The sequence below is a fragment of the Amycolatopsis sp. cg5 genome (assembly GCF_041346955.1).
GTDB lineage: Bacteria > Actinomycetota > Actinomycetes > Mycobacteriales > Pseudonocardiaceae > Amycolatopsis.
Genome location: NZ_CP166849.1, coordinates 4850897 through 4876935 on the forward strand (window position 1 = coordinate 4850897; position 26039 = coordinate 4876935).

Sequence of the window (26039 nt, forward strand, 5' to 3'; positions counted from 1 at the left end):
ATGGCACGCAGGCTTCAAGGTCCGGCGCTGGTCGTCGCCGCGCTCACCCTGGTCGGGGTGACGCTGGCGAGCCCGAACAGCGCCGGACCGGGCACGGGCGGAGAACCTGGGGCGGCACCTGTGCCGCCCCAGGCGCCCGCCGCCCGCAAGAGCCGGGTCCCGGTGCGGGTGTCCGCGCCGGGTGTCCCGGGTGACCGGATCGCGTTGCGCCAGCTGGTGATCGCCACCGGCGAGGACGATTTCGGCCTCGCCACCTGGAAGTCGGTGCTGGACTCGCTCGGTTCGCCGTACGACGTCCTGCTCGGTGACCGCGAGCGGCTGGACCCGGCCAAGCTGACCGGGCCCGACGGTGTCGGCCGGTACAACGCGATCCTGTTGACCGACAACGCGCTGCTCAAGGCGCGTGGCGGCGGGAAGTACACCTCGGTGTTCGACGACGCCCAGTGGCAGGTGCTCGCGGACTACGAGCGCCGTCATCGTGTCCGCCAGGTAGCGCTCAACGCCTCCCCCGTCGCCGGTCCCGACGAATACTGCCTGCGTGCCAAGGGCGAGACCGACATCGGCAAGAACCCGGCCCAGCTCACGCTCACGCCGTCGGGCGCGAAGCTGCTGGACTATCTCGCGCCCGATGCCCGTATCCCGCTCACCCAGTCCTATCTGTACAAGACCGAGCTGAAGCCCGGCTGCTCCGCCGAGCCACTGCTGTCCTTTGAGGACTCGGTGGCAGGCGTGGTGGCCAAGTCGGCCGACGGCAGGGAACGCGCCGCGCTGACCTTCTCGACCGGGCCGGACGCACTGTCCACTGTGCTGCTCGGCTACGGGCTCGTGCGGTGGGCGACGCACGGGGTGATGGTCGGTGAGCAGCGCCATTGGTTCACGGTGGACGTCGACGACTGGTTCAACGTGACCATGCGCCTGCAGCCGGACGGCACCCGCGCGGTGTTCCGGCTCGACGGGCCGGAGGCGGCCACGATCAGCGCGCAGCAGAAGCAGCTGCGCGGCCGCTATCCGCTGGCGGACGGGTTCACGCTGAACCTGCCGTACAACGCGGGCCGGTTCCAGAACTGGGTGCCCGCGGAGTGTTCCGCCAACGGGGACGAGGACTCGCTGAGCCGCTATTCGCGCTGCCTGTCCGGTGAGTTCCGGTGGATCAACCACACGCTCACGCACCCCGAGATGAACGACACCTCCTACGACGTGAGCCGCAAGGAGATCGCCGACAACCTCCGCCTCGGCGCCGCGGGCGGGCTGGCCGTGCCCGGCGAGATCCTCAAGACGCCGGAGTATTCGGGACTCGGCGTGTACAACCCCGACCGGCAGTCCACCGAGCCGCCGACGGACTTCGGGCTGGCCAAGTCGAACCAGGCGATGCTCGACGCCGCGCGCGACCTCGGCGTGAAGTTCGTGCAGGGCAACATGTCCTTCGCCGGGCACCGGCCGAGCTGCTTCAACTGCGGCATCCCTCACCCGCTGCGGCCGGAGCTGCTCGTGGTGCCCGACTGGCCGACGAACATCGCCTTCGAGGCGACGACGCCGGAAGAACAGTCCACTTTGTACAACGCCGAGTACAAGCAGGGCCTGCCCTATGACGCGGTCATCAACGCCGAGGCCGACGTCTCGCTGCGGCACCTGATGAACGGCTCGGCCTACGCGCACACCCTGCACCAGGGCAACCTGCACATCTACCAGCCCGGCCGCAGCGTCGCGTTCGACTGGATCACGGCCACCGTGGACAAGTACGCCAAGCTCTACCGCGTCCCGCTCAAGGCGCCGGACTGGACCACGCTCGCGCACTACACGCGGGACCGGACGGCCCATTTCACCGAACTCACCAAGCACCGTGACGCGATCTGGGACCGCACCTCGAACACCGTCAGCTACACCCCGGACGGCACCACCGCGCTCTTCGTCACCGGCCTCGAAACCCGCGAAGCCACCGACGCCGACCAGGCGAAACCGGACGAGGGCGAGCTGTACGGGTCCGACTCGGTGTCCCGTTTGGACCTGACCGCAGGCAACACCGTCGTAGTGAAGGCGAGTCCCCGGACATGACCGAGCTGGTGGAACTCGAGCCCGACCGGAAGACGGTCACCAGGCCGCTGCGGATCGCGCTCGTCTCCGAAGGCGCGTACCCGTTCCAGCCCGGCGGGGTGAGCCTCTGGTGCGACCAGCTGGTCAGAGGCATGCCGGAGCACGCGTTCACGGCGGTCGCGCTGACCGTCGACGGCTCGGAGAAACCGACCTGGGAGTCGCCGGGCAACCTCGGCGAGATCGTCAACGTGCCGTTGTGGGGACGGCGTCGCCGCCCGTTCCGCCGCCGGCCCGCCGGGTTCGCCGAGGTGCACGAGGCGCTGCTGCGGTCGTTCGTCCCGTATGCCGCCTCAAGCCCCGATCAGCTGCTTTTCGCGCTGCGCAAGCTCTTCGAGCTCGCCCAGACGTCCAATGTGGCCGCCGCGCTGCTGTCGAACGAGTCGGTGGAACGGCTGAGCGAGATCTACCGGGAGACGTTCGGCGAACGGCTCCCCCTGCGTGAGGCCACCACGGCGACCCGGTTGTTCGAGCACATGCTCCGCCCGCTCGGCTCGCCGCCGATCGTGGCCGACGTCGTCCACCTCGCGATGAACGGGCTGAGCGCACTGATCGGGATGACCGCGAAATGGGCGTACGGCACGCCGATGCTCATGTCCGAGCACGGCGTCTACCTGCGCGAACGCTATCTCGGCATGGCGAAGGACGACACGCCGCCCCGGATCAAGACGATGCTGCTCGCGTTCCACCGCGCGCTCGCCGAGGCGGCGTACCTCAGCTGTGACGCGCTGGCCCCGCATTCGAGCTACAACCGGCGCTGGCAGCTGCGCGGCGGCGCCGAGGAATCACGCATCCACACCATGTACAACGGGATCGACCCCGCCGACTTCCCCGAGGCGGAGACCGAGCCGGACGAGCCGACGATCGTGTTCGTCGGCCGGATCGATCCGCTCAAGGACCTGCACACGCTGATCAGGGCGTTCGCCATCGTGCGTGACGAGCTGCCGGGCGCGCGGCTGCGGATGTTCGGGCCGGTCACCGAGATCAACCGCGAGTACCACGCGGGCTGCCAGCGGCTGGTCGACGAGCTCGGCCTGACCGGCGCGGCGGTGTTCGAAGGCCGCGTGCCCGACCAGTCCGACGCCTACCAGGCAGGCCACATCGTCGCGCTGACCAGCATTTCCGAGGGTTTCCCGTTCACCGTCGTCGAGTCGATGTCGACCGGCAGGGCGCAGGTGTGCACGAACGTCGGCGGCGTGTCCGAGGCCGTGGGGGACGCCGGTTTCGTGGTCGCGCCGCGTGACCACGAAGCCGTCGCCCGCGCCTGCCTCAAGCTGCTGACCGACGACGACCTGCGGCGTGGCCTCGGCCGGGTCGCGAGGCAGCGGGTGCTGGAGAACTTCACGTTGCAACGCTGGAACGACCGCTACCGCGCGATGTACCGCGACCTCACCGGGGGTCAGGCGTGAGCTTGGACGAGCTGACCGCGCGGGTGGCGGGGATACTGCCGCGGCCGGTCGACGAACTGCAGGTCGCCGCCCTGCTGGAGAGTCAGGGACTGACCGACCAGGGCGCCGCCGACGACTACGGGCTGGCGGACGTGTTCGCCGTCGCCGTGCTCGTCTTCGCCCGGCTGCGGGAACGGCCTGCGCCCGACCCCGTCCCGGAGGAGCCGCCGGAGGGTCGCAAGTGGACGGAGATCGTCCGCGGCCCGCTGTACGCGTTGCCCGCCATGGTTTATCCGGCGGTTTCGATGGCGATGGACGAGACGCGGATCGTGCCCGCGATGGTGTTCACCACCGCGCTCGGCTGGATCTGGGGCGCCGGCACGAGCTGGGTGGCGTACCGGCTGCTCGGCCAGGGGCTCGACAAGGCCGCCGGCAAGGCGCAGCGGGTGCTCGGCGGGATCGGGCTGGTGCTCGTGCTGCTCGGGTCGGTGCTGCTCACGCCGGGTGCGCTGGTCCTGTTCGCGGTGACCCAGATGATCTTCCAGGTCGCGGTCGGTGTGCTGGTGTTCTACCGCCAGGAGAACCGGCTGGCGATCGCGATGACACCCGCGTGCGTCGCCGGGCTCGCGCATCTGATGTCCGGCTACGACGAAGGCCTGACCATCCCGGTGCTGGTCTGCGCGGTGGTTTCGGTGCTGCTGGCCGGCTTCGCGGCGCTGCGTGCCACGTTCACCGGGAGCGGCGCGCTGCGGATGCCGCGCTGGCGACCGCTGGCGATCGGCGCCGCGCCGAGCATGGTGTACGCCGCGCTGTGCGCCGGACTCCTGCTGTACACCGACACCCGGTACGTCGTCGCGCGGATCGATCTGGCCGTCGGTGTCGCGCCGCTCGTGCTCGGGATGGGCGCGGTCGAGTGGCGGGCGCACCGGTTCTTCGAGCAGGCGGGCGAGCTGATCCGCGGCTCGATCCTGCCCGCGCAGTTCGACCGCGAGGTGTGGCGGGTGCTGCTGCGTGAGCTCGGCGCGTGCCTCATCTTGCTGGCGTTGTGCGGGTTGCCGGTGCTGGCGCTCCTGGCGTATCACGGCGTGCTTTCCCGCAGCGGGGCGCTGTTGATCGACGGTCACCTGATGCTCGGTGGCGCGTTCTTCCTCGGCTTCGTGCTCGCGAGGGTGTCCGTCCCCGCGCTGCTCGCGGTGTGGGGCGGGGTCTTGTTCGTCTACATAGGACTCGCTGAGGTCCTGAACGGCGGCCATGTGCCGCTGCTGCTGGTGAGTGCCACCGGGTTGGTGGCACTGATGCTCATGGCGCTGAAGACGAGCGTCGGGCAAGTACGTCATTACGGCTGACTAAGGAGGCACCAACATGCACGCGGTGATACTCGCCGGTGGCCGAGGAGTGCGCTTACGGCCCTACACCACGGCACTGCCCAAGCCGCTCGTCCCGATCGGCGAAGAATACGCGATTCTCGACATCATCCTGCAGCAACTGCGGTCGTACGGCTTCGATCAGGCGACGCTGGCCATCGGCCATCTCGGTTCGCTGATCCAGGCGTTCGTCGGCGACGGCTCCAAGTGGGGCATCAGAGTGGACTACGCGGAAGAGGAGACGCCACTGTCCACCATCGGGCCGATCCTGAACTTCCTCGACCGGCTACCGGAGGACTTCCTCGTGATGAACGGGGACGTGCTCACCGACCTGGACTACCTCGCGCTGCTCGAACACCATCGGGAAGCCAAGGCGCCACTGACCGTCGCCACCTATCAGAGACAGGTGAAGATCGACTTCGGGACGCTGGAGACCTCGGACGGCCGGATCACCAGCTTCGTCGAAAAGCCGACGCTGGCCTACGGCGTGAGCATGGGCGTCTACGCGATGTCCCGCAAGACACTCGCGCCGTATCCGCGCAATGTCCCGTTCGGACTCGACGACCTCGTGCTCGATCTGCTCGCCCGCGGTGATCTGCCGTGCTCGTACGACTTCGACGGCTACTGGCTCGACATCGGCCGTCCCGACGACTACGACGAGGCCAACGCCAGCTTCGAGAAACTCCGCTCAGTGCTGCTGCCGTCGGGAGAAGCCAAGTGAAACGCGTTCTGCTGTTCGGCGCGTCCGGGTTCCTCGGGCGCGCGGTGGTGTCTGCGTTCGCCGGGAACGCAGACCTGGTGTGCGCGGGCCGAGGTGCTCGCGACGAACCGGGCTGGATCAAGCACGACCTCGAGCACGACTCGCTGGAGCCGGTGATCCGGCAGGTCCGTCCCGACGCGGTGGTCAACTGCACGGGCAGGCTCGACGGCACGACCGCCGAGCTGGTGTCGGCGAACGTGCTCGCGACCGCACGGCTGCTCGACGCGGTGTCCGGTTCGGACATCCGGCTGGTGACGCTGGGTTCCGCCGGCGAATACGGCGCGGTCCATGCCCGTCGTCCGGTCGCCGAGGACGCGCCGACCGCGCCGGTGGCGGCGTACGGGGTGACGAAGCTGGCCGCGACGCAGCTCGTCCGGTCCGCTGTGGACAGTGGGGTCGACGCGGTGTCGTTGCGGGTGTTCAACCCGATCGGCGCCGGAATGCCCGCCGGGACCGTGCTCGGGCGGGCCGCGGCTCGCATCCGTGAGGCCGGGATCTCCGGGCAGGACTTCATCGAACTCGGCCCGCTCGACGCCTACCGTGACTTCGTCGACGTGCGGGACGTGGCGTCGGCGATCGCCGCGGCGGCGTTGTCCGCGGACCTCAAGGAGCCGGTGCTGAACGTGGGCAGCGGCGATGCGGTCCGCACCCGGGACGCGGTCGCGTTGCTCGCGAAGACGGCCGGGTTCGGCGGTCAGATCCGTGAGGCCGGCGCCGCGCAGGCGCGCTCGGGCGCGGTGAGCTGGATCGCCGCGGACGTGTCGCTGGCCGAGGCGGCGCTGGGCTGGACGCCGCGGCATTCACTGGCCGATTCGATTCACGCGATCTGGCACGAGGGGTGATCAGGCTTTTCCTGGTGTTGCTCATCGCGCTCTCGGCCTGTTCTCCGGCCGAGAAGCCCGCGGTGAGCGGCGGCTTCGTCTATCAACTGCAAGGTTATGCGAACGGACGGCTGGACGAGGTCGCGGCCGCCCCGTTCCGGATGGCCGTGATCGATTTGGCCCGCGACGCTTCGGGCGCTTATTTCACGGCCGACGAGATCGGCGCCGTCAAGGCTTCGGGAAAGAACGTGCTGGCCTATTTCGAGATCGGCGCGATCGAGAATTTCCGCCCCGAATACGAGGCGATCAAGGACAGCTCGCTCATGCTCAACGAATGGCTGAGCTGGCCCGGTGAGTTCTTCGTGCGTTATTGGGAGGAGCGGTGGTGGGACACGGTGGTCCGGCCACGGATCGACCGCGCGCTGGAGGCCGGGTTCGACGGCATCTACCTCGACACTCCCCTTGCCTACGAAGAGATCGAGCTGAATCGCGTCCCCACGCTGACCCGCGACGAACTGGGCGCCAGGATGGCCGCGCTGATCGTGCGGATCAGTTCTTACGCCAAGCGGGTGAAATCCGGCTTCTCGATCCTCCCGCAGAACAATCCCGAGCTACAAAAATACCCGGGCTTCGTCGACGCGATCGACGGAATCGGCATGGAGGAACTGCTCTTCCAGGCCACTGACCAGCCATGTACCGCAGATTACTGCGCCGAGAACCTCCAGGGGGCCAGGCAATTACGTAAAGCAGGCAAGACCGTGCTCGCGATCGACTACGCGAACCAGCCCGAAAACATCGCTAACGCTTGCCGTCGCTATCGCGACGAAGGTTTCGAAGGATATGTCACCGTGCGCGCGCTCGATCGCATCAGCGCGCCCTGCCAGTGACCTATCCACCATCCGCGCTAAGAGGAGCAAGAAGTGGCAGAGGCGTCACCGGAATTGCGGAAGATCGGCATCATCGGAATGGGCTACGTCGGCCTCACGCTGGCCGCGGCGATGGCCAAGCGCGGGTACGAGGTGCACGGCGTGGACACCCAGCCCGACGTCGTCGACACACTCAACCGCGGCAAGCCGCACATCTTCGAGCCCGGCGTCGAGGAGGCGTTCGCCACGCTCGTCGGCGAGCGGATCTTCGTCGGCTCGGAACTGCCGGAGAGCGGCGTCGACGCGGCCGTGATCTCGGTGTCCACCCCGGTCAACCTCGACACGCACGAGCCCTACCTCGGCAATCTCGCCGCCGCGGCCGAGCACGTCGCCAAGCGCTGCTCCCCCGAGACGCTCGTGGTCGTGCGCAGCACGGTCCCCGTCGGCGCGAGCCGCAAGGTCGTGCTGCCCGCGCTGGTCGACGCCTGGGGTTCCGCGCGGCTGGTGATGGCGCCCGAGCGCACCATCCAGGGCCAGGCGCTGCGTGAGCTCGTCGAGCTGCCGCAGGTCGTCGGCGGGCTCGACGAGGAGAGCCTCCAGTTGGGACTCGCGCTGTTCGGCGGGCTGTCGGCGCAACTGGTCCCGGTGTCCACTTTGGAGACAGCGGAACTGGTGAAGCTCACCAACAACTGCCACACCGACGTCATCTACTCGTTCGGCAACGAGGTCGCCAGGCTCACCCAGAGCTTCGGCCTCGACCCGCTCGAAGTCATCCGCGCGACCAACCTGGACTACCCGAGGCCCGACATCGCCAAGCCCGGCTACGTCGGTGGCGGCTGCCTGTCCAAGGACCCGTACATCATGGTCGCCGCGGGCGAGTCCGCCGGTTACGCTCCCCCGCTGATCGCCGCGGCGCGCGCGGTCAACGAACAGACCCCGGTCCACGTGGCCGAGCGGATGGTCGAGCTGATGGGCGGCGGCAAGACGCTGACCGTGCTCGGCTGGGCGTACAAGGGCTGGCCTCCCACCGACGACATGCGCGGCACCCCGATCGCGTCGATGATGCCGGTCTTCACCGAAGCCGGTATCACCGTACTCGGCCACGACCCGCTGGTCGGCCCGGCGGTGATCAACCACCACGGCGGCGCGCCGGTCGACCTCGCCGAAGGTTTCGCGCAGGCGGACGCGGTGCTGATCATCACCGACCACCCGGAGTACCGGAAGCTCGACGTCGACGGCCTGCTCACGGGCTCGAACGTCAAGCTGCTCTTCGACTCGTGGCGCATCCTCGACGAGAAGAGCGTGACCGCCCACGGAGTCCGCTACGCCGGGCTCGGCTACGAACCGACCGGAGCGACCCGATGAAGACCCTCATTCTCGGCGGCGCCGGCTTCATCGGCCTGCACCTGACCCGCCGCCTGCTCGCCGCCGGTCAAGAAGTGACCATTGTGGACGACTTCTCCCGCGGCAAGCGCGACCCCGAACTCGAAGCACTGGGCGTGCCGGTGATTTCGGCCGACCTGACCGAGCCGTTGACGATCCCCGGCAACTGGGATCACGTCTACATGCTCGCGGCGGTCGTCGGCGTCCGCAACGTCGAGGCCGACCCCGCCCGCGTGATCCGCATCAACACCCTCGCGCTGATGAACACCCTCGACTGGATCCAGCCGGGCGTGAAGCTCTTCTTCGCCTCGACCAGCGAGGCGTACGCGGGCGGCGTCACGGCGGGCGTCGTCCCGGTGCCGACCGCCGAGGGCGTCCCGCTGCTGATCGACGACATCACGTCGCCGCGTTTCGCTTACGCGGTCAGCAAGATGCTCGGCGAGGCGGCCGTCGTCCACACCGCGCGGGCCAAGAAGGTCCCGTACGTCATCGGCCGCTTCCACAACGTCTACGGGCCCCGCATGGGCGCCGACCACGTGGTCCCGGAGCTGGCGTTGCGCGCGATGGCCAAGGAGGACCCGTTCCGCGCGTTCGGCCAGGATCAGGCCCGCGCGTTCTGCTACGTCGACGACGCGACCGAGGCCATGCTCCAGCTGATGACCACGGACGCGGCCGTCGACGAGATCGTCCACATCGGCAACGACGAGGAGACCAACATCGGCGACCTCACGGCGCTGGTGCTGAAGATGGCCGGCCACGACCCGGAACTCGACCGCGTCCCGGCCCCGCCCGGCTCGGTCGCCCGCCGCTGCCCGGACATCTCGAAGCTCAGGTCGCTGACGGGCTTCGAGCCGACCGTGTCCTTGGCGGACGGCGTCCGCCGCACCTTCGACTGGTACGCCGCAAACTGGAAGTGACCCCGCCTCAGGGATCGCGATAAAGCCCGCTTTACTCCCGGGAGTAAAGCGGGCTTTATCCCGGGGGTGTACTCAGAGCGCGGGGCCCGCGTTGGGGGCGAGGACGTTCGTGAAGATGAGGATGAAGAGCAGGATGCCCAGCGCGATGCGGTAGATCACGAAGGGCAGGTAGCTCTTGGTCTTGATGAACGCCATGAGCCACGCGATGACCACGTAGCCGACGCCGAACGCGACCAGCGTCGCCAGGATCGTCGGCCCCCACTGCGCGGGCACGCCGTCCTTGCCGATGTCGGTCAGCTTGTACAGCCCTGACCCGAACACCGCGGGCACCGCCAGCAGGAACGCGTACTCGGTCGCCTCGGCGCGGGTGTAGCCCAGGAACAGCCCCGCGCTCACCGTGCCGCCGGAGCGCGAGACACCGGGCACGATCGCCAATGCCTGCGCGAAGCCGAAACCGAGGCCGTGCGGGACGGTCAGGTGGTCGAGTTCGCGGTACTTCTTGCCGACGCGGTCGGCGATCATCAGGATCACGCCGAACACGATCAGCATGGTCGCGGTGATGCGCAGGTCGCGGAACGCGTGGTCGATGTCGTCCTGGAACAGCAGGCCCAGGAACACGATCGGCAGCGAGCCGACGATGATCAGCCAGCCGAGGCGGGCGTCGGGGTGACCGCGCCAGTCCTTTTTGTACAGTGAGAAGAACCAGGCCTGGATGACCTTGCCGATCTTCTTCGCGAAGTACAGGATGACCGCGAGCTCGGTGCCGATCTGGGTGACCGCGGTGAACGCGGCGCCGGGGTCGTCCCAGCCAGCCAGCGCCGCGGTGATGCGCAGGTGCGCGCTCGACGAGATCGGCAGAAACTCGGTCAGGCCCTGCACCAGGCCGAGCACGAGTGCTTCGAACCAGCCCATGGTCAGGCCACCCCCGCCAGCTCGAGCGCCTCGACGGCGGTGCGCAGCGCGGACGCCTGGTCCGCGACGCTGGGCGCGATGGTCAGTGTGGTCACCCCGGCTTCGGCGAAGGCCTGCATGCGTTCGGCGATCCTTTCCTTCGGGCCGAGCAGCGCTGTCGCGTCGAGGAACTCGAGCGGCACCGCGGCCTGCGCGCCCGCGTAGTCCTTGGCCAGATACTTTTCCTGGACCTCGGCCGCCTCGGCTTCGAAGCCCATGCGGCACGCCAGCTGGTTGTAGAAGTTCTTCTCGCGGCTGCCCATGCCGCCGATGTACAGCGCGGCGTATCCGCGCACGTTGTCGGCGCACGCCTTCCAGTCGTCGCCGGGCACCAAAGGCACGGTCGGCGCGATGTCGAAGCCGTCGAGCGTCCGGCCCGCCCGCTCCGCGCCCGCCCGCAGCGGCTTGAGCAGCTCACCGGCGTGCTCGGGCGAGTAGAAGACGGGCAGCCAGCCGTCGGCGATCTCACCGGTCAGTTCGAGGTTACGAGGACCGATCGCGGCGAGGTAGACCGGGATGTGCTCGCGTACCGGGTGGACGGTCAGCCTCAGCGCTTTGCCTGGCCCGTCAGGTAAAGGCAGTGTGAAGTGGTCGCCTGCGTAAGCGACACGCTCGCGCCGCAACGCCATCCGGACGACGTCGACGTACTCGCGGGTGCGGCCCAGCGGCGAGGCGAACCGGACGCCGTGCCAGCCTTCGGACACCTGCGGGCCGGACACGCCGAGGCCGAGCCGGAACCGGCCTGCCGAGAGCGTGTCGAGTGTGGCGGCGGTCATCGCCGTCATCGCCGGCGTCCTGGCGGGAATCTGCAGCACAGCGCTGCCGACGTCGATCTTTTCGGTCTGCGCCGCGATCCAGGCCAGCACCGTCGGCGCGTCCGATCCGTACGCTTCGGCGACCCAGACCACCGCGTAGCCCAGCTTGTCGGCGTCCTTCGCGAGCGCCAGGTTCGACGCGTCGTTGCCCGCGCCCCAGTAACCGAGATTCAGTCCGATCCGCACGAGCGCAGACACTAACGGGGGCCGTGTGCCCGACACAGACGTGCCTTGGTCAAGCTCGCACCGGCACGGCGACTAGGCTCGGCGGTCGTGGAAAAGCGACAGCTCGGCCGCTCGGGACTCCGCGTCTCGCGCATGGGCCTCGGCACGATGACCTGGGGCGGCGAAACCGACGCCGAAGAGGCGGCCAGCCAGCTGGTCGCGTTCGTCGACGCGGGCGGCACGCTCGTGGACACCGCCGACATCTACCACGAGGGCGAGGGCGAGCGGATACTCGGCTCGCTGCTCGGCGACCTCGTGCCCCGCGAGGACATCGTGCTCGCCACCAAGGCGGTCGCCAGGCGCGGCGACGGGCCGTTCGACGGCGGCGCCTCGCGCGGCGCGCTGCTGTCCGCTTTGGACGGATCGCTGAAACGGCTCGGCGTCGACCACATCGATCTCTGGCAGCTGCACGCGTGGGACTGCGCCGTGCCGGTGCGGGAAACACTGTCCGCTGTGGACTACGCGATCACCAGCGGCAAGGTCCGGTACGCCGGCGTCTCCAACTACGCGGGCTGGCAGCTGGCCACCATCGCCGCGAGCGGGTCGATCGTCTCCACGCAGGCCGAATACTCCTTGGTCGAGCGCGGCATCGAGCGCGAGGTCGTGCCCGCCGCCGCGCACCACGGCGTCGGGCTGCTGCCGTGGGCGCCGCTCGGCCGCGGCGTGCTCACCGGCAAGTACCGCACCGGCACGCCCGCCGACTCGCGCGGCGCGTCCGCGACCTTCGCGGGCTACGTCGAGCAGCACCGGACCGAGCGCGCCGCCCGCATCGTCCAGGCCGTCGTCACGGCGGCGGACGGGCTGGGGACGTCGCCGCTGGCCGTCGCGCTGGCCTGGGTCCGCGACCAGCCGGGTGTCGTCGCCCCGATCGTCGGCTCGCGCGACACCGGGCAGCTGACGGGCTCGCTGGCCGCCGAAGAGATCACATTGCCGCCCGCGATCAAGTCCGCGCTGGACGACGTTAGTGCCATTGAGTTCGGCTACCCGGAGCGTTGGCCCAGGTGACCGTTTGGTGACGCAGGGGTGACGGGACGGGTGAGTTAGAGGATGCTGGGAATGACTCTGCGTAGAGAATCGCCGGGAGGCTTGGTGCGTCTGCAGCTGGTGGGGATCGGCCTGGCTGGCGCGCTCGTGCTCACTGGCTGTTCCGATGACGGCAAACCGAGCGACGACCTGCAGATCGTCAAGGACCCGGTGGCCGCGACCGCGCCGGTCTCCCCCGCCACCGCGGCCAAGCCCGCCGGCCGGGTGCTCCCGGCCGCCGGTGTGACGGCCATGGCGATGGACGCCTCGACGCGCACGCTGGTCGTCGCGCTCGCGGAGCCACCCGCGTTACGGCTGGTCGATCTCGACACGCCCGACGCCGCGCCGCGGGACGTGCCGCTCGCCGGTCCGGTGGAGCGCCTGACCGTCTCGGGTGGCCAGGTCGTGGCCAGCATCCCGTCGAAGTCCCAGCTCGCGCGTGTCGCGCTCCCCGCAGGGACGCTCGCCCCGTTCGAGGTCGCCGGTCAGCCCGCCGCGGGCCGCGAGGCGGGAAACCAGCTGCTCGTGGCCGTCCGTGACCGCAAGGCGCTCGACGTGTTCGACGGCGGCAAGCTGACCAGGAGCATCAGCGGCAAGATCTACAGCGCCGACGACGTGATCACCACCGGCGGCTCGACGGTCGTGCTCGACCGGCTGCGCACGGCCGTGTTCGCGGTCGACGTCGCGGCGGGCACCGTCAGCGAGGGGCTGCGTGCCGGTGACGGCGCCACCAACGCCACCGCGGACGGCTTCGGCCGGGTGCTCGTCACCGACACCCGCGACGGCGCGCTGATCGCGTTCTCCACGAACCCGCTGCTGATGCGCCAGCGCTACCCGGTGCCCGGCGGGATCTACGGCATCACCTACGACACCAAGCGCAACCTCGCCTGGGTCACTCTCACGGAGCGGAACGAGGTCGTCGGATTCGACGTCCGTGGCGGTGAACCGACCGAAAAGTACCGTTTCGCGACGGTCCGTCAGCCGAATTCGGTTACCGTCGACGAACAGACCGGCCAGGTCGCCGTCGGCTCGGCGACCGGGGAAGGGATCCAGGTGATCGCGCCATGACTGTCGTAGACGAGGCGGTGGTCGAAGGGGATTGGGAGTATCGCCGGCTGCAGCTGCCACCCGGGGTGTCCCGCCGGGCCGCGGCGATCCAGCTGGCGATCCACGCCGAGTTCGCGGGCTGGGAACTCTCGACCGTACGGCTGTACTCGGACGGCACGCGGCGGGTACTGCTCCGCCGCAAGCACCGTCCCGGGCTCCTGCCCGGCCTGATCACCTGACCCGGGGTCGTGAGTGATGCGGCCGGTTCTAACCGGCCTAAACACTCACGACCCCAGGAAAGGCTTACGAGGCCTGGAAGAAGCGGTCCAGCACCCGCACGCCGAACTTCAGCGCGTCGACCGGCACCCGCTCGTCCACGCCGTGGAACAGCGCCGAGAAGTCCAGGTCGGCGGGCAGCCGCAGCGGCGCGAAGCCGAAGTTGCGGATCCCGAGCGTCTGGAACGCCTTCGCGTCGGTGCCGCCGGAGAGCATGTACGGCAGCGTCCGCGCGCCGGGGTCCTCCGCGAGCACGGCCGCGGTCATCGCGTCGACGAGCGCACCGTCGAAGGTCGTCTCGACCGGCGGCAGCTCCATCCACTCCTTCTCGATGTCCGGCCCGAGGATCTCGTCCAGCTCCTTGTTGAACGCCTCGAGACGGCCCGGCAGGATCCGGCAGTCCACCGCGGCCTCGGCGAACGACGGGATCACGTTGGACTTGTAGCCCGCGGTCAGCATGGTCGGGTTCGCGGTGTCGCGCAGTGTCGCGCCGATCATCCGCGAGATGTTGCCCAGTTTCGCGACGGCGCCGTCGATGTCATCCTCGGGGAAGTCCCAGCCGGTGATCTCGGTGACGCCCGCGAGGAACTCCTTGACGGAATCGGTCAGCACCAACGGGAACCGGTGGTTGCCGAGCCGCGCGACGGCCTCGGAGAGCTTGGTGACCGCGTTGTCGCGGTGGATCATCGAGCCGTGGCCCGCGGTGCCGCGCACGCGCAGCTTCATCCAGCGGATGCCCTTTTCCGCGGTCTCGATCAGGTAGGCGCGGACGTTGTCCTTGAGCGTGATCGAGAAGCCGCCGACCTCGCTGATCGCCTCGGTGACGCCCTCGAACAGCTCCGGCCGGTTCTCGACCAGCCACTGCGCGCCGTACTGTCCCCCGGCCTCCTCGTCGGCGAGGAACGCGAACACGAGGTCGCGCGGCGGCACGATGTTGTGCCGCTTGTAGTGCCGGGCCAGCGCGAGCGTCATGCCGACCATGTCCTTCATGTCGACCGCGCCGCGGCCCCAGACGTAGCCGTCCTGGATCGCGCCGGAGAACGGGTGCACCGACCACTCGGAGGCGTCGGCGGGCACGACGTCGAGGTGCCCGTGGATGAGCAGCGCGCCCCGGCTCGGATCGGCGCCGGCGAGCCTGGCGATCACGTTGTGCCGGTTCTTGCCGCCGGATTCGACGTAGGTGATCTCGTACCCGACCTCGGTCAGCTTCTCCGCGACGTACTCGGCGGCCTCCCGTTCGCCGACCAGGGTGGCGGGGTCGCCGGTGTTGGTCGTGTCGATGCGGATGAGCTCACTGACGAGGGTGACGGCTTCTTCGGCGGCGGTTTCGATCAAGTTCGGTTCGGTCACGTGGCCATTCCTACCAGGTGCCAGTATGTAGAGCTGTGGAGTCCACTCGTGTCGACCGCTGGCTCTGGGCGGTCCGCCTGACCAAGACCCGGCCCGACGCCGCGGCGGCCTGCCGCGGCGGGCACGTGCGCGTCAACGACAAACCCGCGAAGCCCGCGACCACCGTCGTTCCCGGTGATCAGATCCGCGCGCGGGTCAACGACACGACGCGCGTCATCGAGGTGGTCCGCGTGATCCAGAAGCGGGTCGGCGCGGCCGACGCGGCCACCTGCTTCATCGACCGGACGCCGCCACCGCCCAAGGAGATGGCGATTCCCGTCGCGAAGCGGGACCGGGGCGCGGGCAGGCCGACCAAGCGGGAGCGGCGGGTCATGGATCAGTTCAGGGCGGGCGACTACTAGCGCTCGGCCTGACCGGCGGGGGAAATCGCTGGTCGCCTGCCCACCGTTCACTCGATCAGGTGAAGCCCCGGTTCAGCCGTCATGATCACTCGCGAGTCCCCTCTTTCCCTGCGTGTGGTGGTGCCACTCGGCACGCCCCCCGACCGGGCGGCACCACCACAGCTTTCTAGGACCGCGTCAGCAGCGGGTTCGGGTGCGCGACGTACGTGCTCGCCGCGCCGTCCGCGTCGAACCAGCGCAGCAGCAGATTCGTCTTGCTCGGCACCTGCGGGCTGTCCAGCAGCTCACTCAGCTCGGCAGGCGTCCCGTGGTCCCGTCCATACGCCACGAACGCGCCCCGCGCCTCCGCCCACACGTCCTCCGCGAGCGCGGGATGGCGCTCGACGATCGCGCCCGCGATCTCGTGCAGATGATTCGTGACCAGGCAGTACTGCAGCCGCTGCCACCCGTGCTCGGCATCGACACCGCGCGCGAGCGAGTGCGGCCCGTCGACCTCCCGCAGCAGCTCGGCGTGCCGCGACGCGAGCAGCCGGACACCCTCGTGGTCACGGAAGAGCGCCTGCACCGGCATGCCGCCAGGGTCGACGCCGACGAGCACGTTCTGCAGGTGGCATTCGAGCACGACGCCGTGCCGGAAGTACATGTGCAGCACCGGCGGCACGACCGTCGCGAGATAGCGGCGCCACCAGGTGAGCGTCGCGGCCGCGTCGAGGCCGTCGAGCGGGTTGCCGGGGAAGCCTTCGCTGATGCCGGCGGTGAGCAGCGGTGTCACGCCGGGCAGGGTGTGCGCGCGGACGCCGTCGCGGACCACGACGGCGAGTCCCTCGTAGAGGTCCACGTCGCCGACGTCGATCGTGCGATAGCCGCGGTCGATCAGGAACGCGGTGCCGGGGAACGCCGACGCGACGTCGGCGAACGCCGGTCGCAGCACGCGGGCGAGCGGCGCGGTCCAGCGCAGGTCGTACAGCCACAGCCGCCGGACGTCGTTGGTGATCCGGACGTCGAGGCTGAACTTGTAGAACAGGTCGGCCGCCGGATCGCAGACCGTGCGCACCGACGAGGTCGGCCAGACTCGCCGGTCGCCCGCGCCGAGCACGCGCAGCCTGCCGTCGCGCAGCGCGGGCAGGCGATCCTGGAGCAACGTCAGCTGCCAAGGGTGCGCGGGCAGCAGCCGGTAGCCGTCCGGGACCTCGGCGCCGAGCCCCGACAACGCCGAGGTGTCACCCTCGTCGGCGAAGACGTCCTCGTGGACCGCCAAGTGGCTCAACGGAAAGCTCGCGTGCGCCTCGGGCGCGTACGGCAGCCAGTGCTCGGCCGCGATGCCGCCACGCCCCTTGGGAGCCGGGTGGTAGCGGTGCCCGGCGACCAATGCCTGTTCGGAGCGTTGGTAAAGCTCGTCCGGCATCGCGGCGCCCACGCGGGCTCGCAGCATCGCTTCGAGCGCGGTGCGGCTGTCGGTGATCTCGGCGACGAGCGCGTCGGCCGCGACACCCGTGCGCAAGGTCAGTTCCTGGCAGACGGCGCCGGCGAGTTCACGCCAGGTCAGCGGACTCCAGACGTCGCCGGTGAGCCGTTCGGGTTCGGACGCCCAGCGGCCGTGCCGCGCGCGCAGCACGATGCCCGCGCGCCGCAGCCTGATCGTCACGTGCGTGTCGTCGGTCGTCAGCCCGCCCTCGACGGCGGTGACCTCGCGCCGGAGGCAGTTCAGCACCGCCGTGCCGGTGATGGCGTCGGCGCGGCGCTCCAGGTCAGTGCTCGGTTCCACCGATCTCCCTCTAGGCTTGCTCGCAGTCGCCCATCATTCTCGTGTAACCGGCAGAGGTGCGGTGTCGTTGGTCTCGTCACAGGCGTTCGAATCACCCGTTGAGTCCGCCTTCGCCGCCGAGGTCGCCCGGCTCCGCCCCGAACTCCGCTACCGCGACGAGCTGCCGGGAGCGCGCGCGGCCGTCCTCACCCGGCTTTGGCGCGGCTTCCGTCTCGACCCGCTCCCCCGCGTCGCGCACCGTTCGGCGGACACGCTCACCCTCGACGACGGCCGCCGTCTCACCTGCTCCCGCGCCGTGATCAGCATCGACGGCACGCCTTACGACCACCCCGCCGCGTTCCTCGCCGCGCTCGGCTGGCCGGAAGCGGCGCGCCTCGAAGCCGAAATCGCGCACAGCGTCGCGGCCATGGCACTCGCGCGAGCGGGCGCTCCCGCGCTCGGCCACCCGGCGTCGACGTGGGCGGAGTACGAGCAAAGCGTCGTCGACGGTCATCCCCTGCATCCCTGCTGCCGCAACCGCACCGGCTTCACCGCGGCCGACCACCTGGCCTACGGCCCCGAATTCCGCCCGATCGTCGCGCTCGATCTGCTCGTCGTTCCCGCCGCCCGGTGCGTGGTCCGCGGCGACTGGCCCGATGATCTGCGCAGCGGCGACGACGTGCTGCTTCCCGTCCATCCCTGGCAGTCGGCGCAGGTCCTGCCGCGGCACGGCCTGGTCCCGCAGAAGCCGGGCGCCTTGCCGTCGCGGCCGTTGCTGGCACTGCGCACGCTCGCGCCGATCGGGAAGCCGTGGCAGGTGAAGACGGCGTTGAGCACCCAGCTCACGTCCGCGGTGCGGGACATCTCGGGCGGCTCGGTGGACACGGGCGTCGCGCTGTCGGCGTTCCTGCGTGACACGGTCTCGCGCCTCGATGGCTTTGCCCTGCAGGAAAACCGGGCCGCGGCGGCGGTGCTCATCGACGGTTCGCCGCATCGCGACCTGGCCGCGATCGTGCGCGACTCCCCTGCCGTCGGTCCCGGCGAGACCGTGCTGCCGATCGCGGCGTTGACGGCCCGGCCGGTAGCGGGCGGCTGTCCCCCGCTGTGCACACTCGCGGCCGACCCGGCGGAGTGGCTGGCCGAGTTCGCGGCGGTGGCGTTGCCCCCGTTGCTGACCCTGCTCGCCTGGGGCGTGGCGTTGGAGGCGCACGAGCAGAACTTGGTGCTGGTGCTGGAAAACGGCAGGCCACGACGGTTGATCTACCGCGACCTCGCCGACATCCGGCTCGGCCCCGACCGCCTCCGCGACGCCGGCCTGTCCTGGCCCGGCATGCCATCGCGGTTCCGCGTCCCCGACGCCGACCTGCGCGCCAAACTGTTCGCGACGTTCTTCGCGACGACCATGACCGGCCTGGTCACCACGCTTTCCGAGCACGCGCCCGGACTCTGGCGCGTTGTCGGGGACCGTGTTCGCCGTACCTACGAGGCGATGCCCGACACCCCGGCCGTTCGCGCCGACCGCGCGGCCTTGCTCACCGAGCCGATCCCGGCCAAGCCGCTGACCCTGATGCGGCTGCACCCCGAGACCACGGCTTGGGCCTACCTGCCCAACCCGTTCCCGTCTTAAGATCATCCCCGACGAGTGGAGGACCGCAGTGACGACAGCCGCCGAGGTCGAGGTCAAACCGGCCGCGGGCCACATCGGCGCCGAGATAGCCGGCGTCGACCTCGCCGGGCCACTCGACGACGCGGTCATCGCGGCGATCAAGGCCGCCGTCCTGCGCTGGAAGGTCGTCTTCTTCCGCGACCAGAAGCTCGACCACGCCGCGCACATCGCGTTCGCCCGGCACTTCGGCGAGCCCGTAATCCTCAAGTCGCGCGGCAGCGCGTCACCCTCTGACTTCCCCGAAGTCGAGACCACGGCCGACCGTCTCGAACTCGCGGGCCGCTACGGCATGGACAACCAGGAGTGGCTCGAACGCAGACGCCACTCGGTCTTACGAGGCTGGCACTGCGACCACGGAGCCCGCATCAACCCGCCCGCCGCGACCATCCTCCGCGCCGAAACCGTGCCACCGTACGGAGGCGACACCACCTGGTCCAACCTGGCGGTCGCCTACGACGGCCTGTCCGAGCCCGTCAAACGGTTCGCCGACACCCTCTGGGCCGAGCACCGCCTCGGCGTCGGCTACCAAACACGGCCAGGGCCCGACGCCTACGCCCAGCACCTCCAAGACCACCAGGTCGCCTCGATCCACCCGGTCGTGCGCGTCCACCCCGAGACCGGCGAGCGGATCCTGTCCGTCAACGGCTACTACATCGAGCAACTCCGCGACGTCTCACGCGCCGAAAGCCGGCTGCTGCTGGAGATGTTCCTCGAGCAGGTCACCCGGCCCGAGTACACGGTGCGGTTCCGCTGGGAGCCGGGCAGCGTCGCGTTCTGGGACAACCGGGCGACGATCCACCTGGCGCCGAGCGACACCGCGCATCTCGACTTCCCGCGGACCATGCACCGGGTCATGCTCGCCGGCGACATCCCGGCCGGGGTGGACGGACGCTCCTCCACCCCGATCACCGGCCGCCCGCTGGGCTCGTGAGCGTCGTGAGTGGTACGGCCGGTTCTAACCGGTCTAAACACTCACGACCCCCGCGCGGCACCTTGGCCGGCTTCGACGACGGTCACCAGGCACAACGCGTTTTGGAGGCGCTGCTCCGCCAGGGTGGTTCCGGGCCGGACAGCCCGCTTCACCGCTCACCGGGACCCGGTTAGGATTGGCGGGAACCGTTCAAAGAGGCAGCGGACGCATTTGTGGTTCGGCGCCGCCGGTTCGCCGCGGCGCCATGGGCTTGGAAAGGGGTTCCGTGGAGCAACGCGGAGCTGAACTGGTGGAGCGTCTCGACGAGCTCACCGACGCCATGACCGCACTGACCGGGCACCTGGATTCCGCGCCCGACGTGGGCGACCTGCTCCACGCGGTGTGCGTGGAGGCGGTACGCGTCGTCCCGCAGGCCGACATGGCCAGCGTGACGGTCATCCGCGACCGGAAGCCGGAGACCACGGCGTACACCGACAAGCGTGCCTTGCAGGTCGACCAAGCCCAGTACCGCGCCGGGGACGGCCCGTGCCTGCGTGCCGCGGCCAACGGCGAGGTCGTGCGCGTGTCGGTCGCCACCGCCCACGAGCTGTGGCCGCCGTTCGTCGAGTCCGCCAAGGAACTCGGCGTGCGCAGCTTCCTGGCCGCGCCTCTGCACGTCGACGAGCGCCTGATCGGCGCGATCAACCTGTTCGGCTTCGCCGAGCACGGCTACCAGGACCTGGACGAACAGGTGCTGCGGCTGTACTCGCTGGTCGCCGAGTCGAGCATGCGGCTGCTGCGAAGATGGCAGGAAGCGAACCAGCTCGCCGTCCAGCTCGACGCCGCGATGCGCAACCGCGCCGTGATCGAGCAGGCCAAGGGCATGCTCATGGCGATTCACACGATCGACGAGAACGCCGCGATGGCCAGGTTGATCACCGAGTCACAGAACACCAACGTCAAACTGCGCGACGTCGCCACCGGCTTCGTCCGCAAGATGACCAACGCCGCAGGCGGGCCCGGCTGAGCCCGCCAGGGCGCCGTCCGGCTCAGGCAGGCAGGGTCGCTTCGAAGTAGACCACCAGGAAGGCGCCTTCACGCGCGGCCCGTGACACGGCGAACCCGCCCTCGCCGAGGAAGTGGAACACCGGGTCGTCGAAGCCCTGGACCTCGCGGGACTTCGCTTCGAGGAAGTCCCACTGGCCGGTCCAATCCTGCTCGTCGGGGAGGTTGCCGACGACGACGTCGGTGAACCCGGCCGCCTCCAGGTCCGCCTTGAGCTCACTGGGCGTGGACATGTGGTGCAGGCTCTGAGTGCGGGCGACCGGCTCGATGAGCTCCGCCCGCCGCGCGGCGGTCAGCCCGTCCGCGGCCAGCCAGTCGTGGCCGACCCAGCGGCCGCCGGGACGCAGCACCCTGGCGACCTCTTTGTGCACGGCGGTCTTGTCCGGAACGTGGCAAACCGCCTCACTGGTGTAAGCCCCGTCGAAACTGTTGTCCTCGAACGGCATTTTCTGCGCGTCGCCTTGGACGAATTTCACCTTGTCGGAAAGTCCGCGCCGCTCGGCGTGCTGTTTGGCACCTTCGACACGCTTCGGGCTGAAATCCAATCCGGTCACCGCGGCGCCGATGTTCTCGGCGATGTTCATGGCCGGGCCACCGATTCCACTGCCCACTTCCAGCAGCGACTGGCCTGCGGTGAATCCGCCGCGCTTCGCCAGCGCGAGTTCCAGCTCCAGCATGGCCTCGTCGATGCTCTGGCCATCCTTGACCGGCGCGAGATGGTTCGACTGCCCCCAGTCGCTGCGATACTTGTCGGAGACAAGATCGTAGAAAGTCAGCACCATTTCCTCGAAGTTCCCGTTGCGGCTGTCCGGGGTGGAAATGAGTTCCTTGAGCCGGCCAAGGTGATCTTCTGTCTGCGCCACGCCTACTCCGATTCAGAAAAAGACGAATTCCCCTGTCACCGACTGTAGGTGAGCGGCGACCACGGCAGCAAGCAGCGCTGTCCGCTTTCAGCCGACGCTGAAATGGGCCTGAATTCAGGGGATTTCGTCGATTCCGTCGCACGCCATTTCCGCCCACACCGTTTTGGTGCCGCGCTCGTGGTGGTCGAGCACGCCCCACTCGGCGGAGAGCTTGTCCACGATCAGCATCCCCCGGCCCCGCGGCCGCGCGTCGGCGTGCCCGACGACGAACGGGCGGTCGGGGCAGCTGTCGTCGACCTCGATCCGGACCCGGCACGGGGTCGCGGTGTGGCTCATCCTGATCTCGAGCGGGCCCTTGCCGTGGTCGTAGGCGTTGGTGACCAGCTCGGTCGCGACCAGCAGCACGTCACCCAGGTCGGCGTCGCCGACCGCCTGCAGCGTGCGCGACGCCCAGCGGCGCACCTGCACCAGCGCCGGCACGTCGGTGCCCCGCAGATCCAGCGACCAGTGCGCTCCGGACGCCGATCCGCCGTGGTCGTCCGCCATCGGTCCAGCCACCTTCGCGAGAGAACAACGCAGCCGACCCAGCATACGGAGCGCACCGGCGTTCCGCCGCGCCAGCGGCGACTTGGGTAGGGTCGGCCGCGTGGACGAAACGACGTTCGTCATCCCTGAACAATGGTGGCCGCACATCCACCAGCGGCGCGGTGGCCTGCGGCGCGAGGTCGAGCCGCTCGACACCGACGCCGAGGCGTTCTTCCAGGTGGAGCTGGAAAAGGCCCTGCCTCGCTGGCCGTCCATTGTGGATGATCCGGCGCTGCTCGCGCACGCGCGGGCCTACGCCGACGGCGAGGCCGACCGGTTCGGCGCGGCCTTGGCGGCGCACCTCGTGCGCTGGACGTACGCCTACGACGACCGCGGCCCGCTGACCGTCATCGCCGACGCGTGGGCGGCGCGCCACGGGCTGGCCTTCGCCGCGAGCGCCGCCATCGAGCTGGGGCGGGTGCACCTCGAACCCGCGAAGGCCGGTAGCGACAGGTGGACCCTCGCGACCGCCACGCCGGACTCGCCCTTCTACTTCTGGCCCGATCAGTTCGCGACCCGCGTCCGCAGGCTGCTCGCGGTGGCTTCCGACGCCGAGTACGCCGAAGCCACAGCCGCGATCGACGACCTCCGCGTCGACCTGCGGACCCGTTCGATCGCCGCCTACCTGGTGCCGGACCAGGCCGACTGGGTCGACGAGCTGTGCGCGCTCGCGGTGAAGCGCGGCGGGCCGAAGACCGACTGGACGATGCTGCTCTGCTCGATCGGCTCGGCCGAGCAGTTCGAGGCGCTCGCCGGGGTCGGCCGCGTCCGCGAGTACATCGACTACCTCAACGTCCTGTACACGCTCGCCGACGGCATCGGGCCCGCCATCGCGCCGACGCTCGGGCGGCTGCTCGACCGCAAGCCCAACAGCGAGACCAAGCTCGACATGCTCGCCCACTTCCCCACCGACGAGGCGTTCAGCCTGCTGCTCGATCGGCAAGGCACGAAACACGGCCCGGCGGCGCTCCGCTCGGCCGTCGCCCGCTACCCCGAGCGCGCCCAACGCCTCGGGTCGTGAGTGTTTTGGCCGGTTAGAACCGGCCGTACCACTCACGAGCCCCGGTGCTCGGCCTCGTAGCGGGAGAAGGCCGGGAACGTCAGGCGGATGATCACGACGCACAGCATCGTGGCGAGGCCGCCGGTCGCCGCGCTGACCGTGGCCGAGGTGAAGGCCGCGACCGCACCGGCGCGGACGTTGCCGATCTCGGGGCCGCCCGCGCCGATCACGAAGTCGACGGCGGTCACCCGGCCACGCAGGTGATCGGGTGTCTCCAGCTGGACGGCCGTGGCGCGGAAGATCACGCTGATCGTGTCCGCGGCGCCCGCGACGGCCAGCAGGAGCACGCCGAGCCACAGGGTGTCCGCCAGCGCGAAGCCCGCGATGCCCGCGCCCCACACGGTGACCGTCCACAGCATCGCGCGGCCCTGCCTGCGGATGCGGTGCGCCGGGCCGGAGAACGCCGAGCCGAGGAAGCCGCCGATCGCGAGCGAGGCCATGAGCAGGCCGAGTGTCTGCGGCGCGCCGCCGAACTTCTCGGCGTTGATCGCGGGGAACAGCGCGATCGGCATGCCCAGCGTGGTCGCGCTGAGGTCGGCGAGGAAGGTGCCTGCCAGCACCGGGGTCCGGCGGATGAACCGGAGGCCTTCCACGACCGCGGCGAGCCCTGGCCTCGCGACGCCTTCGCTGGGCGGCATCGGGTCGAGCCCGGTGAGGCCGTAGAACGCGCCCAGGAAGCTGACGAGGTCGACGAGGTAGCACAGCTGCGGGCCGCCGATGCCGATCAGGATCCCGGCCAGCGCCGGGCCCGCGGACATGCTGGCGTGAAAGGAAAGCTGTTCCAGCGCCACCCCGGCCGACACCCGCTCGGGCGGCAGCAGACGCGAGAGGAACGTGCGGCGGGCAGGCGCGCCCGCGGCGATCAGCACCGACTGGACGCCCGCCAGCAGGTACAGCAGCCAGAGCTGACGGAAATCGAAGAACGCCTGCACCGCGAGCAAGGCCGCCACGACGGCGAACCCGGTGGTCGTCATCAGCACCAGTTTGCGGCGGTCGACCGCGTCCGCGATCGAGCCGCCGAACAGTCCCAGCGAGACCATGGAGACGGCCAGGATCAGGCCGAGCCCGGCGACGGCCACCGAAGAGTGCGTGAGGTCGTAGACCTGCGCGATCACCGCCAGGTTGGTCATCTGGCTGCCGATCGACGACAACGCCGACCCCGTCCACAGCCTGCGGAACGCGGGGAACTCCCGCAGCGGCCTGGCGTCGAACAGCAGGCTCACAGCGCGATGCCGCCGTCGGCGGCCGCGTCGTGGATGCGCTGGAGCATCGGGCGGCGTTCGACCGCGCGCAGCACCTCGTCGAGCAACTGGGTCAGCGGAACGGACAGCTCGGCCTCGAGCCGCGCCTCGGCCGCCGAGGTCGCCGCCCACTCGGCGTCGAGCACCGGCAGCAGCTCACGGGCCTTGTCGGTGAGGTGCACGATCCGCTGCCGCGCGTCCTCGCCGGGCGTGAACGTGATCAGCCCGTCCTTCGCCATCTGCGCGACCGTCTGGCTGGCCGCGGAATGCGTCACCCCGACGGCTTTCGCCAGGTCGCGGATGGACAGCGGGCCCTGCTGAACCAGCGCGCGCACCACCGGCACGTAGCGCGGCCGCATCCAGTCGAGCCCGAGTTCGTCGTAGAGTTTGGCGACGTCGCCGTCGAGGATTTCCAGCACATGGCGTAGACGGGTTCCCAGCCCCGAGGTAGTCACCGCGAAACCATAACAGCACTGTTGCATCACCCGCGTAGCGATGCTCACACTCAATGGGTAGCATCGTTAACGCGTGGGTGTTATCGTTGCTTACATGAACGCGAGAACAGCGATACTCGAAGCGGCGGCCGACCTGCTCGCCACCTCGCCGATCGCGGACGTTTCGACGCGGGCCGTCTGCGAGGCGGCCGGCGTCGGGGCACCGACCCTGTATCGCCACTTCGGCGACAAGGAAGGCCTGCTCACCGCGGTCGTCGACCACGGATTCGAGCAGTACCTCGCGAGCAAGCGGTCGGCGAAGCCGTCCGCGGACCCGGTGCGGGACCTGCGAGACGGCTGGGACAACCACGTCGACTTCGCGGTGAAGCACCCGAGCTACTACCGGCTCATGCACTCCCCCTCGGTGACCAGCACCCCGGCCGCCGCGGTCGAGGCGCACGGGCTGCTGCTGGCCGCCGTCGAGCGGGTGGCGGCGGCGGGCAGGCTCCGCGTGCCGCCGCCGGTGGCCGCCGAGATGATCATGACGGCGAACATCGGCGTCGCGCTGATGCTCGTCAGCAGGCCGGAGATGTACGACAGGGAGACCTCGGTCAAAGTGCGCGACGCCGTGCACCACGCCGTGCTCACCGCACAGGACACAGTGGACGGTCAAGACACCGAGACCGCCGCAGTCCAGCTCGCGGCGAGGCTCCGGCAGCGGCCCGACACCCGGCTGTCACCGGGCGAGACGGCCCTGCTCCACGAATTGCTCAACCGCTTGTCCACCAAGCACTAA

At 69.7% G+C, this 26039-nt stretch carries 25 protein-coding genes; 17 read left to right on the forward strand and 8 right to left on the reverse strand.

All coding sequences use genetic code 11. The features are described from left to right. Genes AB5J62_RS21755 through AB5J62_RS21790 form a run of 8 tightly spaced genes read left to right on the forward strand, consistent with a single transcriptional unit; the run spans position 1 to position 9587 of the window. Positions 1–2052 (forward strand): hypothetical protein, encoded by a 2052-nt coding sequence (locus tag AB5J62_RS21755; protein ID WP_370941740.1) that lies wholly within the window; start codon positions 1–3, stop codon positions 2050–2052. Beyond that, complete coding sequence (gene pelF, locus AB5J62_RS21760; protein WP_370941741.1) at positions 2049–3497, forward strand: GT4 family glycosyltransferase PelF; 1449 nt, start codon at positions 2049–2051, stop codon at positions 3495–3497. Before AB5J62_RS21755 ends, pelF begins: the two co-directional genes overlap by 4 nt. Beyond that, the gene (locus AB5J62_RS21765) at positions 3494–4822 is read left to right on the forward strand and encodes a hypothetical protein (RefSeq protein WP_370941742.1); all 1329 of its coding nucleotides are present in this window, start codon (positions 3494–3496) and stop codon (positions 4820–4822) included. Before pelF ends, AB5J62_RS21765 begins: the two co-directional genes overlap by 4 nt. Before the next feature lie 16 nt (positions 4823–4838). After that, entirely contained in the window at positions 4839–5561 is a 723-nt protein-coding gene (locus tag AB5J62_RS21770) for an NDP-sugar synthase (RefSeq protein WP_370941743.1), read from the forward strand. Continuing rightward, on the forward strand, positions 5558–6442 hold the full coding sequence (locus AB5J62_RS21775) for an NAD-dependent epimerase/dehydratase family protein (RefSeq protein ID WP_370941744.1): 885 nt from the start codon (positions 5558–5560) through the stop codon (positions 6440–6442). The genes AB5J62_RS21770 and AB5J62_RS21775 overlap by 4 nt, the downstream gene beginning before the upstream one ends. Positions 6443–6456: 14 nt before the next feature. After that, on the forward strand, positions 6457–7308 hold the full coding sequence (locus tag AB5J62_RS21780) for an endo alpha-1,4 polygalactosaminidase (RefSeq protein WP_370941745.1): 852 nt from the start codon (positions 6457–6459) through the stop codon (positions 7306–7308). Between the two features lie 33 nt (positions 7309–7341). After that, positions 7342–8652, forward strand: a complete 1311-nt coding sequence (locus tag AB5J62_RS21785; protein ID WP_370941746.1) for a nucleotide sugar dehydrogenase — start codon at positions 7342–7344, stop codon at positions 8650–8652. Continuing rightward, a complete protein-coding gene (locus tag AB5J62_RS21790; RefSeq protein ID WP_370941747.1) occupies positions 8649–9587 on the forward strand; it encodes an NAD-dependent epimerase/dehydratase family protein in 939 nt (312 codons plus the stop codon). The genes AB5J62_RS21785 and AB5J62_RS21790 overlap by 4 nt, the downstream gene beginning before the upstream one ends. Before the next feature lie 72 nt (positions 9588–9659). Here the strand turns inward: AB5J62_RS21790 and AB5J62_RS21795 are convergent, their stop codons facing one another. Then, positions 9660–10499, reverse strand: coding sequence for an undecaprenyl-diphosphate phosphatase (locus AB5J62_RS21795; RefSeq protein ID WP_370941748.1), 840 nt, complete (start codon positions 10497–10499; stop codon positions 9660–9662). A gap of 2 nt (positions 10500–10501) precedes the next feature. Next, positions 10502–11539, reverse strand: coding sequence for an LLM class F420-dependent oxidoreductase (locus AB5J62_RS21800; RefSeq protein ID WP_370941749.1), 1038 nt, complete (start codon positions 11537–11539; stop codon positions 10502–10504). A gap of 87 nt (positions 11540–11626) precedes the next feature. Here AB5J62_RS21800 and AB5J62_RS21805 point away from each other — a divergent pair, with 87 nt between their 5' ends. The 3 genes from AB5J62_RS21805 to AB5J62_RS21815 are packed head-to-tail and all read left to right on the forward strand — an operon-like array spanning position 11627 to position 13887. Then, the gene (locus AB5J62_RS21805; protein ID WP_370941750.1) at positions 11627–12583 is read left to right on the forward strand and encodes an aldo/keto reductase; all 957 of its coding nucleotides are present in this window, start codon (positions 11627–11629) and stop codon (positions 12581–12583) included. 51 nt (positions 12584–12634) lie between these two features. Next, the gene (locus AB5J62_RS21810) at positions 12635–13669 is read left to right on the forward strand and encodes a YncE family protein (protein ID WP_370941751.1); all 1035 of its coding nucleotides are present in this window, start codon (positions 12635–12637) and stop codon (positions 13667–13669) included. Then, positions 13666–13887: a DUF5703 family protein gene (locus tag AB5J62_RS21815; protein WP_370941752.1), complete on the forward strand. Its 222-nt coding sequence runs from the start codon at positions 13666–13668 to the stop codon at positions 13885–13887. The genes AB5J62_RS21810 and AB5J62_RS21815 overlap by 4 nt, the downstream gene beginning before the upstream one ends. Before the next feature lie 64 nt (positions 13888–13951). Here the strand turns inward: AB5J62_RS21815 and AB5J62_RS21820 are convergent, their stop codons facing one another. After that, positions 13952–15274: a M20/M25/M40 family metallo-hydrolase gene (locus AB5J62_RS21820; RefSeq protein ID WP_370941753.1), complete on the reverse strand. Its 1323-nt coding sequence runs from the start codon at positions 15272–15274 to the stop codon at positions 13952–13954. A 35-nt stretch (positions 15275–15309) separates the two neighbouring features. Between AB5J62_RS21820 and AB5J62_RS21825 the strand changes: the two genes are divergently transcribed. After that, entirely contained in the window at positions 15310–15675 is a 366-nt protein-coding gene (locus AB5J62_RS21825) for an RNA-binding S4 domain-containing protein (protein ID WP_370941754.1), read from the forward strand. Positions 15676–15841: 166 nt separating this feature from the next. Here the strand turns inward: AB5J62_RS21825 and AB5J62_RS21830 are convergent, their stop codons facing one another. Beyond that, positions 15842–17440 carry an IucA/IucC family siderophore biosynthesis protein gene (locus AB5J62_RS21830; RefSeq protein WP_370941755.1) on the reverse strand — a complete coding sequence of 533 codons (1599 nt, stop codon included), beginning with the start codon at positions 17438–17440 and terminating at the stop codon, positions 15842–15844. A gap of 67 nt (positions 17441–17507) precedes the next feature. Here AB5J62_RS21830 and AB5J62_RS21835 point away from each other — a divergent pair, with 67 nt between their 5' ends. The 3 genes from AB5J62_RS21835 (at position 17508) to AB5J62_RS21845 (ending at position 21022) form a co-directional block, all read left to right on the forward strand. After that, positions 17508–19046, forward strand: coding sequence for an IucA/IucC family protein (locus AB5J62_RS21835; RefSeq protein ID WP_370941756.1), 1539 nt, complete (start codon positions 17508–17510; stop codon positions 19044–19046). A gap of 28 nt (positions 19047–19074) precedes the next feature. Next, positions 19075–20016: a TauD/TfdA dioxygenase family protein gene (locus AB5J62_RS21840; RefSeq protein ID WP_370941757.1), complete on the forward strand. Its 942-nt coding sequence runs from the start codon at positions 19075–19077 to the stop codon at positions 20014–20016. 286 nt (positions 20017–20302) lie between these two features. After that, a complete protein-coding gene (locus AB5J62_RS21845) occupies positions 20303–21022 on the forward strand; it encodes an ANTAR domain-containing protein (protein ID WP_370950312.1) in 720 nt (239 codons plus the stop codon). Positions 21023–21044: 22 nt separating this feature from the next. Here the strand turns inward: AB5J62_RS21845 and AB5J62_RS21850 are convergent, their stop codons facing one another. Together AB5J62_RS21850 and AB5J62_RS21855 are read right to left on the reverse strand one after the other, a co-directional pair. Next, positions 21045–21923, reverse strand: coding sequence for a class I SAM-dependent methyltransferase (locus AB5J62_RS21850; protein WP_370941758.1), 879 nt, complete (start codon positions 21921–21923; stop codon positions 21045–21047). A 114-nt stretch (positions 21924–22037) separates the two neighbouring features. Next, positions 22038–22469, reverse strand: a complete 432-nt coding sequence (locus AB5J62_RS21855; RefSeq protein ID WP_370941759.1) for an ATP-binding protein — start codon at positions 22467–22469, stop codon at positions 22038–22040. Positions 22470–22569: 100 nt separating this feature from the next. Between AB5J62_RS21855 and AB5J62_RS21860 the strand changes: the two genes are divergently transcribed. Beyond that, the gene (locus tag AB5J62_RS21860; RefSeq protein ID WP_370941760.1) at positions 22570–23529 is read left to right on the forward strand and encodes a hypothetical protein; all 960 of its coding nucleotides are present in this window, start codon (positions 22570–22572) and stop codon (positions 23527–23529) included. A gap of 32 nt (positions 23530–23561) precedes the next feature. Here the strand turns inward: AB5J62_RS21860 and AB5J62_RS21865 are convergent, their stop codons facing one another. Further along, on the reverse strand, positions 23562–24791 hold the full coding sequence (locus AB5J62_RS21865) for an MFS transporter (protein ID WP_370941761.1): 1230 nt from the start codon (positions 24789–24791) through the stop codon (positions 23562–23564). Next, complete coding sequence (locus AB5J62_RS21870) at positions 24788–25264, reverse strand: MarR family winged helix-turn-helix transcriptional regulator (RefSeq protein WP_370941762.1); 477 nt, start codon at positions 25262–25264, stop codon at positions 24788–24790. Before AB5J62_RS21870 ends, AB5J62_RS21865 begins: the two co-directional genes overlap by 4 nt. A gap of 94 nt (positions 25265–25358) precedes the next feature. On the opposite strand from AB5J62_RS21870, the gene AB5J62_RS21875 reads away from it, so the two are divergent. Then, on the forward strand, positions 25359–26039 hold the full coding sequence (locus tag AB5J62_RS21875; RefSeq protein ID WP_370941763.1) for a TetR/AcrR family transcriptional regulator: 681 nt from the start codon (positions 25359–25361) through the stop codon (positions 26037–26039).

Coding starts and splice junctions, on each gene's coding strand:
- AB5J62_RS21810 (WP_370941751.1), top strand. CDS start 12,635: ATGACTCTGCGTAGAGAATCGCCGGGAGGCTTGGTGCGTCTGCAGCTG.
- AB5J62_RS21755 (WP_370941740.1), top strand. CDS start 1: ATGGCACGCAGGCTTCAAGGTCCGGCGCTGGTCGTCGCCGCGCTCACC.
- pelF (WP_370941741.1), top strand. CDS start 2,049: ATGACCGAGCTGGTGGAACTCGAGCCCGACCGGAAGACGGTCACCAGG.
- AB5J62_RS21790 (WP_370941747.1), top strand. CDS start 8,649: ATGAAGACCCTCATTCTCGGCGGCGCCGGCTTCATCGGCCTGCACCTG.
- AB5J62_RS21855 (WP_370941759.1), bottom strand. CDS start 22,469: ATGGCGGACGACCACGGCGGATCGGCGTCCGGAGCGCACTGGTCGCTG.
- AB5J62_RS21815 (WP_370941752.1), top strand. CDS start 13,666: ATGACTGTCGTAGACGAGGCGGTGGTCGAAGGGGATTGGGAGTATCGC.
- AB5J62_RS21770 (WP_370941743.1), top strand. CDS start 4,839: ATGCACGCGGTGATACTCGCCGGTGGCCGAGGAGTGCGCTTACGGCCC.
- AB5J62_RS21795 (WP_370941748.1), bottom strand. CDS start 10,499: ATGGGCTGGTTCGAAGCACTCGTGCTCGGCCTGGTGCAGGGCCTGACC.
- AB5J62_RS21875 (WP_370941763.1), top strand. CDS start 25,359: ATGAACGCGAGAACAGCGATACTCGAAGCGGCGGCCGACCTGCTCGCC.